The following is a 13,082-nucleotide window of genomic DNA, read 5'->3' on the forward strand; positions in this document are numbered from 1 at the left end:
TGAAGGAGGATCGATCGATGTTGAAGCGGTATCTCTTGGCTCCCGGCCCAACGCCCATCCCCCCAGAAGTGTTGCTGGCGATGGCTCGTCCAATGATCCATCACCGTGCACCAGAGTTTGATCCGATCTTCGCGGAGGTTCGGGAAGGACTAAAGTGGCTGTTTCAAACGCGGAACGATGTCCTGATGTTGGCGGCGTCCGGTACGGGCGGTATGGAAGGGTCCGTATCGAACTTTTTGTCACCCGGCGACAAGGCGCTGTATGTCAACGCAGGCAAGTTTGGGGAACGCTGGGGCAAAATCTGTAAGACCTTTGGAGTCCAAGCGACCGAGCTCAAAGTCGAGTGGGGACAGGCCGTTAATCCACAACAGGTGGCCGATGCGTTGAAGAAAGACCCGTCAATCAAAGCAGTATATCTGCAGGCTAGCGAGACGTCGACTGGGGTCTCCCATGATGTCAAGGCGCTGGGTGAACTCATAAAAGGCTATGACAATACTATTTTGGTGGTTGATGCCATTACGGCGCTGGGCGTGTTTGATATCAAGACTGATGCCTGGGGCTTGGATGTCGTGATCACAGGCTCTCAGAAGGCTCTGATGCTCCCTCCCGGTATGGCGTTTGTCAGTGTCAGCGACAAGGCTTGGGCTCTGGCTGACAAGGCCAAGAATGCCGCCTTCTACTTTAATTTCAAAAAAGAGCGTGAAACTCAAACCAAAAACCAGACTGCCTGGACCCCAACGGTCTCCCTCATCGTTGGACTTCAAGAGGTCTTCCGAATAATGAAGGCGGAGGGGCTGGAAAACATGTTTGCACGGCAGGGACGGCTGGCTCTGGCGATGCGAGAAGGGGTGAAGGCCGCCGGAATGTCGCTGTTCGCGAAAGAATCGCCGAGCGATGCCTTGACGGCGGTCTGTGCCCCTGATGGAATTGATGGACAGGCGATCTATAAGAATCTCCGTGTACAATACGGCATGACGGCGGCCGGCGGCCAGGATCACCTGAAGGGGAAGATCTTTCGACTGTCTCACATGGGGTATGCGGATTCGTTTGACGTGATCGCCGCATTGGCCGCCACCGAAATGGTCCTGAAAGGACTCGGTCATTCTGTGAAGCTGGGAAGCGGTGTCGGAAAAGCGCAAGAAATCTTAATGGCAAAGTAATCACGGCGAGGATGCACATGGCCGCAGCGGGAATGAAGATTCTGATCAGTGACAGCCTGTCGAAACAGGGTGTTGAGGCGCTTGAGAAAGCTGGATTCACCGTGGTGGTGAAATCCAAGATGTCGAAGGACGAGCTATTTAAAGAGATTAAGGATGCCGACGGGCTCATCGTGCGATCCGGCACCAAGGTGACCGCGGAACTGATCGCGGCAGCAGAGAAACTCAAGGTCGTCGGAAGGGCTGGGTCCGGCCTGGATAATGTCGACACGCCTGCCGCGACCCGTCGCGGCATCGTTGTCATGAACACGCCGGGAGGCAACACTGTCACTACGGCTGAACATACGATGTCGATGATCTGTGCGATGAGTCGGCGCATTCCCCAAGCCACCGCGTCGGTGAAGGCCGGCAAATGGGAAAAAGACAAATTTATGGGCATCGAGCTCTACAATAAGGTGCTCGGCATCATCGGCGCAGGGCAGATTGGCAGTCATCTGACCAAGATGGCCCAGGGGATCGGCATGAGCGTCGTCGCGTTTGACCCGTACTTGGCGGCCGAGCGGGCCGAGCGAATGGGTGTGACGATGCTGGATCTCGAAGAACTATTCAAGCGGGCGGACGTTATTTCGGTCCATACGCCGCTGACCCCGGAGACACGTGGGATCATCAACGCGCAGGCCATCGCCAAGATGAAACCCGGCGTGCTCATCGCAAATTGCGCCCGAGGCGGTATTATCAATGAACAGGATTTATGCGAAGCCTTGAAAACCAAGCGCGTCGCCGCCGCTGCCTTTGACGTGTTTGAAGAGGAACCGGTCAAGCCTGACAATCCGCTCCTTGCCTTGGATAACTTCATCTGCACCCCACATATCGGAGCCCAAACGATTGAGGCTCAGGAAAACGTTGCGATTGGCATTGCTGAGCAGCTGGTCGACTACTTTACGAAGGGAGTGGCGAAGGGGGCCGTCAATATTCCGTCGGTCGCTCCGGAGTTGTTGCCTCGGTTGCAACCATTTCTGGCGCTGGCAGAAAAGCTCGGTGCGCTTCAAACTCAACTTGTTCAAGGGGGAATCGAACGAGTGACGGTGGAATACAGCGGGGAGGTCACCACGCTTTCCATCGCACCGTTGACCATCGCCGTCTTAAAAGGCCTGCTCAGTCCGATCATGGAACATCCGGTGAACTATGTGAATGCCCCGATTGTGGCGAAAGAGCGAGGTATTGAAGTCAAAGAAATTAAGAGCTCCGATGCCGGGGATTTCACGAGCTTGATCCGGGTTCGGGTTGAGGCTGGCAAGGTTTCGCATCAAGTCGCGGGGACGCTGTATCATAAGAAAGATGCCCGCGTGACGGAGATCGAACAATTTAAGGTTGAAGTAGTGCCTGAAGGACATATGCTGTTGATTCATAACGTTGACCGTCCAGGGGTTATCGGTATGGTTGGAAAGGTCCTAGGGGATCAGGGTATCAATATCTTACGGATGCAGTGTGCCTTGGAGAAGCGAGGAGGGGATGCGTTGCTGATCATTGGTTCCGATACGGAATTCCCATCTGCGGTCCTGGATCAGATTCGTTCCAGCTCGAATATTTTGTCCGTCAAGGTCGCCAACCTTTTATAACGGTTCTCGCGACCAGGTACTTATGGCCTCTGCTCCTCCGGTGCGTAGGACTTCTTCGGGGCAGCCCCCTTCTTTGCGTGAGCATTCATTGGTTCCGGTTGGGATGGCCACCATCCTCCCGGAGGCTGCCTGCCAGGTTCGGCACCTGGAAGCTGAATTGCTGGCGTCCTGTCATCGTTTTGGGTACGACGAGATTATCCTTCCGACGTTCGAGTACCTCGATGTGTTGGCACCTGGCCTCGAACTGACGCTATTAGAGAATTCCTATAAGATCGTTGACCGGACGACCGGCCGTATTCTGTTGTTGCGGCCAGACGTCACGGCGCAGATTGCCCGTTCTGTGGCGATGGGCATGGTGGGCACGCACTTTCCGTTGCGCCTGTCGTACCGGGCAACCGTCTTTCGGTATGAACCGGAACATGCCGGCCGAGATCGTGAAATTTTTCAGGTTGGCGCTGAGTTGATCGGGGCTGATGATGCGTCCGCCGATAGTGAAATCATCATCCTGTTGATCGAGTGCCTGCGACAGGTTGGATTGCGTTCATTCAAGATTTCACTGGGGCATGTCGGGTTTTTCAAGGGGCTTCTCATCCGTGCAGGACTGTCGCCGGAAGGGCAGAAGCGGGCCGAACACGCAGCGGCAAGAAGAGATCTACCGAGGCTGGGAGAGATCCTGTCGCAGGAGCGAGTGACCAAACGATCAGCTCACAGAATTTTGGACGTGCTGGAGCTGTGTGGACAAGCTGAAGTTCTCTCGAAAGGACGCACATTAGCCAAGGGTGAACGGCCACTGGTCCAAGCGTTGGACCGACTGGAGAACGTGTACCAGTTGCTCTGCGCAACGGGGTTTCAAGAGACCGTTTTGTTGGATCTTGGAGAATTCAGAGGGTTCGACTACTATGACGGGATCGTCTTTGACGTCTTTACCGAGGGTATTGGCGTGGAGTTAGGCGGTGGTGGACGCTATGACCAGCTCATCGGACGATTTGGTCGGAACCTTCCATCGACCGGATTTGCCCTCACTGTGGACCGACTCTTTCGCGGACTGAGCCTTCCAGATAGGACAAAGTCTGTGGGGCCAGAGGTCTTGGTCGTCGCGCCTCGTGGATTGTCGACGCGATTAGTTTCGGTCGCACAACAACTTCGCCAGGCGGGGATACGAACGGTTCAACAAGCGGTAGATCCATCGGGACGGGACTTGGTTGATATTGCGGCCAAGGCTGGTCTTGAAGCGAATATCGGTACCATTATAGTCATCGGTGTGGACCGTTCCAAGCCTGAGCAGGTCGTGGTGCTCCATCCGGGGGACGGGCGAGGAAGCGTAGGATCGCCCGGTCGCGCTCATCTTCGCAAGAGAACGGTCTCGATCGCAGGCCTCATCGCAAGCCTGCGTGCCGACTTTGAAGGGGCCGTATGAAATCCACCGGGATGGTAGATCTCTCTCAACCAAAACTTCCTCCACAGAACTTGGAGGCAGAGCAGTCGGTGCTCGGTGCCATCCTCCTCGATAACGCCGCCATGCCGAAGGCGATGGAGCTGCTGGTAGAGGAAGATTTCTATCGGACAGCCCACAAGAAAGTCTTTCAAGCTATGCTTGAGCTGTCCGACACCGGCGAAGTGATCGATCAGATTACGCTGACCGAGCGATTGAAATCTCGCGGTGAACTTGAAGCGATTGGAGGCGCTGCTTTCCTCGCTGAACTAGTCCAGATCGTTCCCAGCTCAGCCAATATCCGGTATCACTGTAAGATTGTTCGGGACAAAGCAGTGGCTCGTCAGTTGATTAGTACCTCTACCGAGGTGCTGACGAGAGGCTATGAAGGCACCGCCTCAATCGATGATCTGCTGGATTTTGCCGAGCGATCGGTCTTCAGCATTGCGCAAGGCAAACTGGAACGGTCGTTCAGCCCGATCAGCCAGGTCATCAAGGAAAGTCTTGATGTCATCGATAAACTTTCCAAGCGAAAGGAACACGTCACGGGGGTTCCCACGGGGTACTACGACCTCGACGATATTACCGCCGGGCTTCAGCCTTCGGACTTGGTGGTGGTGGCTGGGCGGCCAAGTATGGGCAAGACAAGTCTTGCGTTAGGGTTTGCCACTCATGCCGCCATTCATGCCAATACGGTGGTCGGCATCTTCAGCTTGGAAATGTCCAAGCCCCAGATCGTTCTGCGCATGCTCGCGTCGGAAGCGCGGGTGGATTCGCATGCGTTGAGGACGGGGAAGCTTCAAAAAGAAGACTGGTGGCGATTGGCAGAGGCAGCCGGCCGGTTGGAGCTTGCGCCGATCTATATTGACGACACGGGCGGCATCACAGTCCAGCAAATGCGAGGCAAAGCCCGCCGGCTTAAAGCTGAGAAGGGGCTTGATCTCCTCATCGTGGATTATCTCCAATTAATGCAAGGGCGAAGCGATTCGGAGTCTCGTCAACAAGAGATCTCAGATATTTCCCGCTCATTAAAGGCCTTGGCGAAAGAATTGAATGTGCCGGTGGTTGCCCTTTCCCAGTTGAGCCGAGCGGTGGAGGCCCGTAAGCCGCCGATCCCCATGCTGGCCGATCTGCGGGAGAGCGGAGCGATCGAACAAGATGCCGATGTGGTCATGTTCATTTATCGGGAAGATGTGTATGACCAGAATTCAGAGCGCAAAGGGATTGCCGACATTATTGTCAGTAAACACCGTAATGGACCCATTGGGAAAAAAGAGTTGTTTTTTCAGGACCGATTCGCCAAATTCGAAAGCCTCGATCTTCGCGAAGCCTAGAGTCGTTTGCGCATCGCCCGGACACTCGGTATAATCGAATCATCGACTCACCTTTTACGTGTCCTAACCTAAAAGAGATGCGGAACACACGAACGATCTTCGACAATCGGTTGCTCAGACTGTATGGGAGGCCCTTGTTAGGGACGATACTGCTCTTTCTGTTCTTTTCCGGCATCATGGTCGCCTGCGCAGCCGCACCTCAGCCGCGGGCAACGCTTCCTCCACCAGCCACAACGCCGCCACCTCCGCTACCGGCTCCGGAGTCCGATGCGACCTACCATTTCATGATGGGACATCAAGCGGAACTCGCGCAGGACCTCGACGGCGCGTTGAAGGAATATCATGCCGCTCTGAAGGTTGATCCAAAATCTCGCGAGGTCAAGTCTCGTTTGGCCGCACTGTATTTTGCGTTAGGTGATGTAACCCAAGCCGTGCAGTATGCGGATGAAGTCGGAGAAGGAACGGGGCAGGAACCTCAAATGTTGACCCACATGGCCGGCATCTTGGCCAGCGCGGGGAAGCCGGAGCGTGCCGTGGAGTTATTGGACAAGGCCATTGAGAGTAATCCGGAACGAGGCGAAACCTACTTCCCGAAGGGACTCATTCTTCTGAATCAGAAGCGCATCGCCGAGGCGGAACAAGTCGTCAAAAAAGGATTGCAATATACCGCAGATTCGCCGATCGGCTATTACTATTTGGGCCGCATTTCGATCGAAGCGGGAAACAGCGAACAGGCCGTGGCGAACTTCGAGCGAGCCATGACCATCAACCAGTCGTTCGAGCCCGCGTATTTAGCCCAAGCGTCGGTCTACGAATCACGCCAAGAGAAAGACAAAGCGATCGCCGTGCTCAAGAAGTATCTTTCACAAGTTAACCCTCGGAACCGGGATATTCGACAACACCTGGTCCAGTTGTATGTCGCGACCAAAGATTACGCCGGAGGTCTTGCCGAACTGGAAAAGCTGCTGGAAGACAACCCTGGCGATCTCGATGCACAGTTGCGCATGGCGCTCATCTATGGAGAGAAGAAAGAGTTTACCAAGGCGATCAGCCAATTGACCGAGATCTTGAAGGCGAAACCAGCTGAGCTCAAAGTGAGAGATTATCTCGGGTACTTGTACGAAGAGACTAAGGACGTCTCCAAGGCAATGGAGACCTATCGCTATAATATTCATCTGGATCCGAAATTTGTCGACAGTCATATTCATCTGGGTGTGCTCCTCTATCGACTCAAGCAATTTCCTGAGGCAGTGACGCATCTCCATGAAGCCGTCCGTCTCACGCCAAAACAGCCAGAACCGCATATTGTCCTCGGGTTGGCCCATTTCCAGAGTGAGCAATTCGAAAAGGCATCTCAGGCGTTTGAGGAAGGGATTCGGCACAATCCCAAGAACGCCGATCTCCACTTCAACCTTGGCACGGCCTACGACAAGTTGAATCGGTTTGACGAGCTGGAGCGTGCCATGGAAACGGTGCTCTCCCTCGACCCGCATCACGCCGATGCCTTGAACTATCTTGGGTATAGCTATGCGGAGCGCGGCATCAAGATTGATCAAGCCTTGTCCCTGACGAAACGTGCCGTCGCACTTAAGCCGGAGAACGGTTACTACGTCGATAGTCTAGGATGGGCCTTGTATAAAACCGGTTTGCTGGCCGAGGCCCTTATGGAGATCAAGAAAGCTGTGACGCTAGTCGGTGATGACCCCGTCATCTACGAGCATCTGGGAGAAATTTATTTGAAGCAGCAGAAAGTGTCCGATGCGCGTGATGCCTGGCTCCACTCACTGGAAATTGATCCATCCAATGACAAGCTGCTCCAACGCTTCCGCGAACAGGGTCTGGCCAATTCAGCCAATGAAGACCGCATCCAGCAAGCCAAGCGCCGCATATCAGAGAAGGTGCCCAGTCCAATAGCTACTCCGTAAGTCTATTCCTGACCTCCGTCACCAGTCTCTCCTTTCTTATCATCTCAGCGTACTGTTGGGGACAGGTCCCTTCGTCCTGGCGCCTGCCCCCCGTTCGAAAGGGACAGACACCACGCGCAGACCTACCCTCCGCCAGGCAGGCGGGCGAGCGAGGGGAAGGGTGTCAGTCCTCCAGGCAAAAAAGTGTCAATTCTTGGCTATCGGGAGCAGATTACGGAAGGAACGTGGCCTTCTTTCTGATCGATCACGCGCTGATTTCTCCTAAGTTGTTGCATCATCAGGGATCGATGGTACGCTAGGCCTTGTCATTGATCGGCACCAAACCTGCTAGAGCAACCGGTAGGCGGCAACAGAAGCGCCGCAGGTTATGACAGGGTAGAAAACGGGCCGTCAGTGAACCATCAACCAGGAGGCAGGACGATGTTGAAGGCAATGCGGAAACAAGAGGGGTTTACCCTCATTGAGTTGATGATCGTCGTGGCGATCATCGGGATCTTGGCGGCCATCGCCATTCCCAACTTCATTCAGTACCAGATGCGGTCGCGCACCTCAGAAGCCAAGACTAACCTGAGCGCGATCAAGACAGCGAACTTCGCCTTCCAGGCAGAGCAGCGCTGCTTCTTGAGCGCTACTGCGGTTCCTGTCGGTGGTGCTCCCCCGGTAAACGGTTCGTTAGTGGCCTGGCCTGGAGGGGTTGGTGGTGCTGCGGCCCCAACGGTTGGTGGTGCCGTGTGGTGTTTCACCAATGCGGGAGCTGCATCGACTGCCACAGGAACTTATGGTGACATCGGTATGGTTCCGGCTGGTGCTGTTCGGTATCAATACCACTTGGCTGCCAGTGTTGGAGTAACGCCGCTCATTGCTGCCGTGCCGGTTCCTGTAAAGGGCGCTTGTGGTAGTGCGGCTCTTGCCGCTGGTCCTGCTACCTCCCCGACGCTGGGATTCGTCGCGCAAGCCCTTGGTGACCTGGACGGTGACGCTGTCCTCGGTGACTTCAAAGTGTCAGATTTGGGCAACGTGGTGAACTGTCTGACGAACGAAAGCATATTCTAAGCGGTTCGTGAGACCGAAGTGTCCGGTCAGGGCTCACAGAGCCCTGACCGGCTTGTTTATTTTTCAGCATTTTGTTTCTCAAAATCTCACCACTCGGTATGATCATCCTGTCATGAGTTTCGAAGCGATTAGCGCAAGACGCCGATACCTTCTTTCCTTTCTAGCTCTCGTCCTATTGCTTGGCGCTAGTCTGTCTACACAATATCTGCTGGAACAGCGCAGTCATGGTCGCGCCGCTAAGCTAGAGCAACTTCGACTCCTGCCGAAAGGGGAGATTTTACGGCCAGCTCTCTTGGGCTATCACCAGTTGGGAGCAGACTTGCTTTGGCTGCGGGTAGTACAGGTTTTGGGTGATCGGGTGGTCCGCGACAAAGATTATGACTGGCTCTATCACGCCCTCGATATCATTACCACTGTGGATCCCAAGTACGTCTATGCCTACGAAGCGGGAGGGGTTGTACTGGCTGAATTGGCGGGGCGGGTCGACTTGAGCAATAGGCTGTTGGAAAAGGGTCTCGCTCCCAACCCGGCTTCATGGCAGATTCCGTTTCGACTAGGGTTTAATCATTTTTTTCATCTCGGTGATCATTCCCGAGCTGCTGAGTACATGGTGCAGGCGGCTCGAATCCCTGGGCTGTTTCCCATCGGTCCCCCTCATTACACCGCGAGACTGGCCTCTCGACTCTATGTCCAGGGGAAGAACCCTGAGGTGGCGCTTGAGTTTCTGGAGGCGATGCTTGAGCAGACAACCGATGAGTTGGTTCGTGAGAAGCTGCAGCGACGAATCAGGCGGGTGAGCCTAGAACGAGATCTTCAAATGCTGGAGCGGCAGATCCTCCAATATGCCGATTTGAAAGGAAAGAGACCAGCTTCGCTTATGGAGCTAGTCTCGGCCAGGTTGCTTCCCGGTATCCCGCTTGAACCATATGGTGGTGTCTATCTGTATGATCCGAAGACTGGAAAGGTCATGAGCAGCACCCACGATGAGCGGATGGGAGTCTACGTGCCGGCTGATTCTCTTGCAACACGAGGCGATATCGAATAGGGGTTGTATGGAACACTCGGACAGCATTCTCAAGACTGCAGGGCTCCGAAAAACGTTCAAGGTCGGATTCTGGGGCCGGTCGGTGACGGCACTGGAAGGTCTCGACCTTGAGGTCAGGCAGGGAGAAGTCTTTGGATTTCTCGGGCCTAATGGGGCCGGCAAGACGACAACGATCAAGATGCTGATGGGATTGATCTATCCCACAAGCGGACAGGCCTGGCTCTTTGGTCGCCCCATCGGGGACCAGGAGTCAAAGGCTCGGCTTGGGTTTTTGCCGGAATCTCCGTACTTTTATGATTACCTCACCGGTCTTGAGTTCCTCCGATTCTATGGCCATCTCTTCGGCCTTCGCGGCGTGGCGTTAGGGAAACGTATTGATGAGCTGTTGGAGCTCGTCGGGATGTCCCATGCCCGCGATCTTCAATTGCGAAAGTTTTCCAAAGGGATGCTGCAGCGGGTGGGGATTGCCCAGGCGCTCATCAACGATCCGGAATTAGTGGTGCTGGATGAGCCAATGTCAGGCCTGGACCCGGTTGGGCGCAAGGAAATCCGAGATCTGATTCTTCGCCTCAAGGAGTCGGGGAAAACCATTTTCTTCAGTTCGCATATCCTGCATGACGCAGAACTGCTGTGCGATCGGGTGGCGATTATTCTCAAGGGTAAATTAGTTGCCTGCGGGAGTGTTAGTGAACTGATTGATGAAGGTGCGACCCACTCAGTAGAAGTTGTGGTCGAAGGGCTTGGCCCTGAGGGACTGGCGCGTCTGCGCCAATCGGCTGATCGCGTTATCGTTCAAGGCACTCAGGTCTTGGCGGTGTTGCCGAGCAGCCAGCACGTGGGGCCGGTGCTGGAGATCATTCGAGGTGCCAGGGGGACACTCGTGTCGCTGACTCCTCAGAAGGGATCGCTGGAAGATCTCTTTATTCGAGAGGTCAAGAATAAACAGCCGGAGTTGAGGGAAGCCGTATGAGAATTCTCTCCATCGCCGTCAACACGTTTCGCGAAAACCTTCGCGAGAAGCTGCTGTACAATCTATTGTTTTTTGCCTTGCTCATGATCGGGAGTTCAATTCTTCTCTCCAGAATCACGTTGGGAGATTACCATCGTTTGATTTTGGATCTTGGGCTTGCCAGCATCAATCTGTTTGGCGTGCTCATCGCGATTTTCGTAGGGATCGGGCTCGTCAGCAAGGAAGTCGATCGAAAGACAATCTATACGATCGTGTCGAAGCCTATTCCTCGATATGAGTTCCTGCTGGGCAAGTACTGTGGGTTGGTCATTACATTACTGGCGAATACCGTGGTGATGGTGGCGGGCTTATTGATCGTGCTGCAGGTCATGGACGTGCCAATCACCAGTTTAGTTTTTAAATCCCTGGCCCTCATTTTTTTGGAGCTGATGGTCATCACCGCCGTCGCCGTTCTCTTCTCCACGTTTACGAGTGCGACGTTGAGCGCCATTTTTACCCTTGCCGTGTACGTGATCGGGCACTTGTCCGGTGACCTCAAGGAATTTGCGAAGAAACTAGACGAAGTTAGCCAGATGGCTGTCAATGCCATTTACTATACGCTTCCCAACCTCGAACGATTCAACCTCAAGGGGCATGTGATTCACCATCTCGACTTCGGCATGGCTGATATGGCTCTCACCTTGGCGTATGGGTTGACCTATGCGGCGTTTCTGCTCCTCTTGGCGAGTGTAATCTTCCAACGACGGGATTTTCAGTAACAGATCAAGAGGCCCTTCCTCAGCGAGTACATGCTTGATGACGTGAGGAAGGGCGAAGACTATCTTCTGAAGGTTAGATGAAGATGGATTCGATCAAGCCTAGCTCGTAATGGCACCTTCCGAAGCAGACGAGACATGTCTGGCATATTTCCCCATCACGCCTGAGGTGTAGCGCGGTACCGGTGGTTTGACCTTCTTCAGCCGAGCGGCGATTTCTCTCTGCGAGAGGGCCACATCCAATCGACGTTTGGGAATATCGAAGGTAATCGTGTCGCCGTTCTTGACCGCCGCGATCGGCCCCCCTTTCACGGCTTCAGGGGCGACATGGCCTGCCATCAATCCATGAGTGGCTCCTGAGAAACGGCCATCAGTGAGCAGGGCCACAGAGTCGCCAAGGCCAGCGCCCACGATGGCAGCCGTCACGCCCAACATCTCGCGCATGCCTGGTCCTCCAGACGGACCTTCATACCGAATAACGACGACATCACCAGGCTTGATCTGCCCCGCTTTGACTGCCACGAAGGCATCCTCCTCCCGCTCATAGACCTTCGCCCGTCCCTGGAACTTGGTCATTGAATGGCCGGCAACCTTCACGACACAACCTTCCGGCGCCAAATTACCCTTCAGAATGACCAGACCGCCTGTCGGTTTGATGGGGGAGGCGAGGGGACGCAAGACTTGTTGTCCTGGCGTTTCACGAGCGTTCGCTGCTTCTTCACCGATTGTTCGACCGGTGACGGTGGGCTGATTCCCATGAAGGAGCCCGGCCTCGAGTAATCGTTTGGCCACCAGAGTTGTACCACCTGCTGCGTAGAGATCGGCGGCAGCAAATCGGCCCCCTGGTTTGAGGTCGGCCAGCAGAGGGACCTTGCGATTGACTCTGTCGAAGTCATCGATGCTCAGTTTGATTCCGGATTCACGGGCGATGGCAAGGAGATGCAGGACGGCATTCGTCGAACCTCCGGTCGTGGCGACGGCGGCGATGGCGTTCTCCAAGGACTTTCTGGTGATAATCTGACGAGGGCGCAGATTCTGCTTCACGAGCTCCATCACCATCTTGCCGCACTCAAAAGCAACATCGTCTTTCCGACCGTCCATGGCGGGTACTCCATTGCGCCCCATCGGTGACATACCGAGGAATTCAAACGCAATGGCCATCGTATTAGCGGTGAATTGACCTCCACAAGCTCCAGGCCCCGGGCACGCGTGATCTTCTAAATCTTTCAGCTCGGCGTCGGTCATCTTTCCTGACGCATGTTTACCGACTGCTTCAAAGACATCCTGAATGGTCACATCATGTCCTTGAAACTGTCCCGGCATGATCGAGCCGCCATAGAGCATGAGCGACGGCAGGTTCAACCGAGCGAGAGCCATGACGGTGCCGGGAATTGTCTTGTCGCATCCGGACAGGGCAACGACGGCATCGAACAAATGTCCACGTGCAACGAGCTCGATCGAATCCGCGATGACTTCACGGCTGATCAGGGACGCCTTCATTCCTTCGGTCCCCATTGAGATCCCATCGGATACTGCAATCGTGTTGTACTCGATTGGAGTCCCGCCGGCTGCTCGAATTCCCGCTTTCACTCGCTCGGAAAGCCGTCGCAAGTGAAAATTGCAGGGCATGACCTCGATCCAGGTATTGGCCACGCCAACGAGGGGTTTCGACAGGTCATCGTCCGTAAAACCAACGGCTTTTAACATGGCCCTGGCCGGCGCGCGGTCGGCTCCAACGAGGAGATCATGACTCTGGAGCTTCATTGCTTTTTTCATCGGTCTTTGTGACTCC

10 protein-coding genes are annotated in these 13,082 nt (G+C 54.8%); 9 read left to right on the forward strand and 1 reads right to left on the reverse strand.

The features are described from left to right. Window positions 1-17 precede the first annotated feature (17 nt). The 9 genes from E8D52_16630 (at window position 18) to E8D52_16670 (ending at window position 11,293) form a co-directional block, all read left to right on the forward strand. Window positions 18-1,160, forward strand: coding sequence for an alanine--glyoxylate aminotransferase family protein (locus tag E8D52_16630; protein TKB66002.1), 1,143 nt, complete (start codon window positions 18-20; stop codon window positions 1,158-1,160). 32 nt (window positions 1,161-1,192) lie between these two features. Next, window positions 1,193-2,776 carry a phosphoglycerate dehydrogenase gene (locus E8D52_16635; protein ID TKB66375.1) on the forward strand — a complete coding sequence of 528 codons (1,584 nt, stop codon included), beginning with the start codon at window positions 1,193-1,195 and terminating at the stop codon, window positions 2,774-2,776. A gap of 22 nt (window positions 2,777-2,798) precedes the next feature. After that, window positions 2,799-4,193, forward strand: coding sequence for an ATP phosphoribosyltransferase regulatory subunit (gene hisZ / locus E8D52_16640; protein ID TKB66003.1), 1,395 nt, complete (start codon window positions 2,799-2,801; stop codon window positions 4,191-4,193). Then, window positions 4,190-5,542 (forward strand): replicative DNA helicase, encoded by a 1,353-nt coding sequence (dnaB, locus tag E8D52_16645; protein ID TKB66004.1) that lies wholly within the window; start codon window positions 4,190-4,192, stop codon window positions 5,540-5,542. The genes hisZ and dnaB overlap by 4 nt, the downstream gene beginning before the upstream one ends. 77 nt (window positions 5,543-5,619) lie before the next feature. Continuing rightward, complete coding sequence (locus E8D52_16650; protein ID TKB66005.1) at window positions 5,620-7,467, forward strand: tetratricopeptide repeat protein; 1,848 nt, start codon at window positions 5,620-5,622, stop codon at window positions 7,465-7,467. Between the two features lie 420 nt (window positions 7,468-7,887). After that, window positions 7,888-8,520 carry a prepilin-type N-terminal cleavage/methylation domain-containing protein gene (locus E8D52_16655; protein ID TKB66006.1) on the forward strand — a complete coding sequence of 211 codons (633 nt, stop codon included), beginning with the start codon at window positions 7,888-7,890 and terminating at the stop codon, window positions 8,518-8,520. Between the two features lie 112 nt (window positions 8,521-8,632). Continuing rightward, window positions 8,633-9,565, forward strand: a complete 933-nt coding sequence (locus tag E8D52_16660) for a hypothetical protein (protein TKB66007.1) — start codon at window positions 8,633-8,635, stop codon at window positions 9,563-9,565. A 7-nt stretch (window positions 9,566-9,572) separates the two neighbouring features. After that, the gene (locus E8D52_16665; GenBank protein ID TKB66008.1) at window positions 9,573-10,535 is read left to right on the forward strand and encodes an ABC transporter ATP-binding protein; all 963 of its coding nucleotides are present in this window, start codon (window positions 9,573-9,575) and stop codon (window positions 10,533-10,535) included. Then, window positions 10,532-11,293, forward strand: coding sequence for a hypothetical protein (locus E8D52_16670; GenBank protein ID TKB66009.1), 762 nt, complete (start codon window positions 10,532-10,534; stop codon window positions 11,291-11,293). The genes E8D52_16665 and E8D52_16670 overlap by 4 nt, the downstream gene beginning before the upstream one ends. Before the next feature lie 99 nt (window positions 11,294-11,392). Here E8D52_16670 and ilvD read toward each other — a convergent pair whose 3' ends face one another. After that, on the reverse strand, window positions 11,393-13,066 hold the full coding sequence (gene ilvD / locus E8D52_16675) for a dihydroxy-acid dehydratase (protein TKB66010.1): 1,674 nt from the start codon (window positions 13,064-13,066) through the stop codon (window positions 11,393-11,395). Window positions 13,067-13,082: the final 16 nt, after the last annotated feature.

Source organism: Nitrospira sp., assembly GCA_005116745.1.
Classification (GTDB): Bacteria; Nitrospirota; Nitrospiria; order Nitrospirales; family Nitrospiraceae; genus Nitrospira_D.

Bases quoted from the DNA above. Each gene is read 5' to 3' on its own strand.
- E8D52_16670 (TKB66009.1), top strand. From the start codon at position 10,532: ATGAGAATTCTCTCCATCGCCGTCAACACGTTTCGCGAAAACCTTCGC.
- E8D52_16635 (TKB66375.1), top strand. From the start codon at position 1,193: ATGAAGATTCTGATCAGTGACAGCCTGTCGAAACAGGGTGTTGAGGCG.
- E8D52_16650 (TKB66005.1), top strand. From the start codon at position 5,620: ATGCGGAACACACGAACGATCTTCGACAATCGGTTGCTCAGACTGTAT.
- E8D52_16665 (TKB66008.1), top strand. From the start codon at position 9,573: ATGGAACACTCGGACAGCATTCTCAAGACTGCAGGGCTCCGAAAAACG.
- dnaB (TKB66004.1), top strand. From the start codon at position 4,190: ATGAAATCCACCGGGATGGTAGATCTCTCTCAACCAAAACTTCCTCCA.
- hisZ (TKB66003.1), top strand. From the start codon at position 2,799: ATGGCCTCTGCTCCTCCGGTGCGTAGGACTTCTTCGGGGCAGCCCCCT.
- E8D52_16660 (TKB66007.1), top strand. From the start codon at position 8,633: ATGAGTTTCGAAGCGATTAGCGCAAGACGCCGATACCTTCTTTCCTTT.
- ilvD (TKB66010.1), bottom strand. From the start codon at position 13,066: ATGAAAAAAGCAATGAAGCTCCAGAGTCATGATCTCCTCGTTGGAGCC.
- E8D52_16630 (TKB66002.1), top strand. From the start codon at position 18: ATGTTGAAGCGGTATCTCTTGGCTCCCGGCCCAACGCCCATCCCCCCA.
- E8D52_16655 (TKB66006.1), top strand. From the start codon at position 7,888: ATGTTGAAGGCAATGCGGAAACAAGAGGGGTTTACCCTCATTGAGTTG.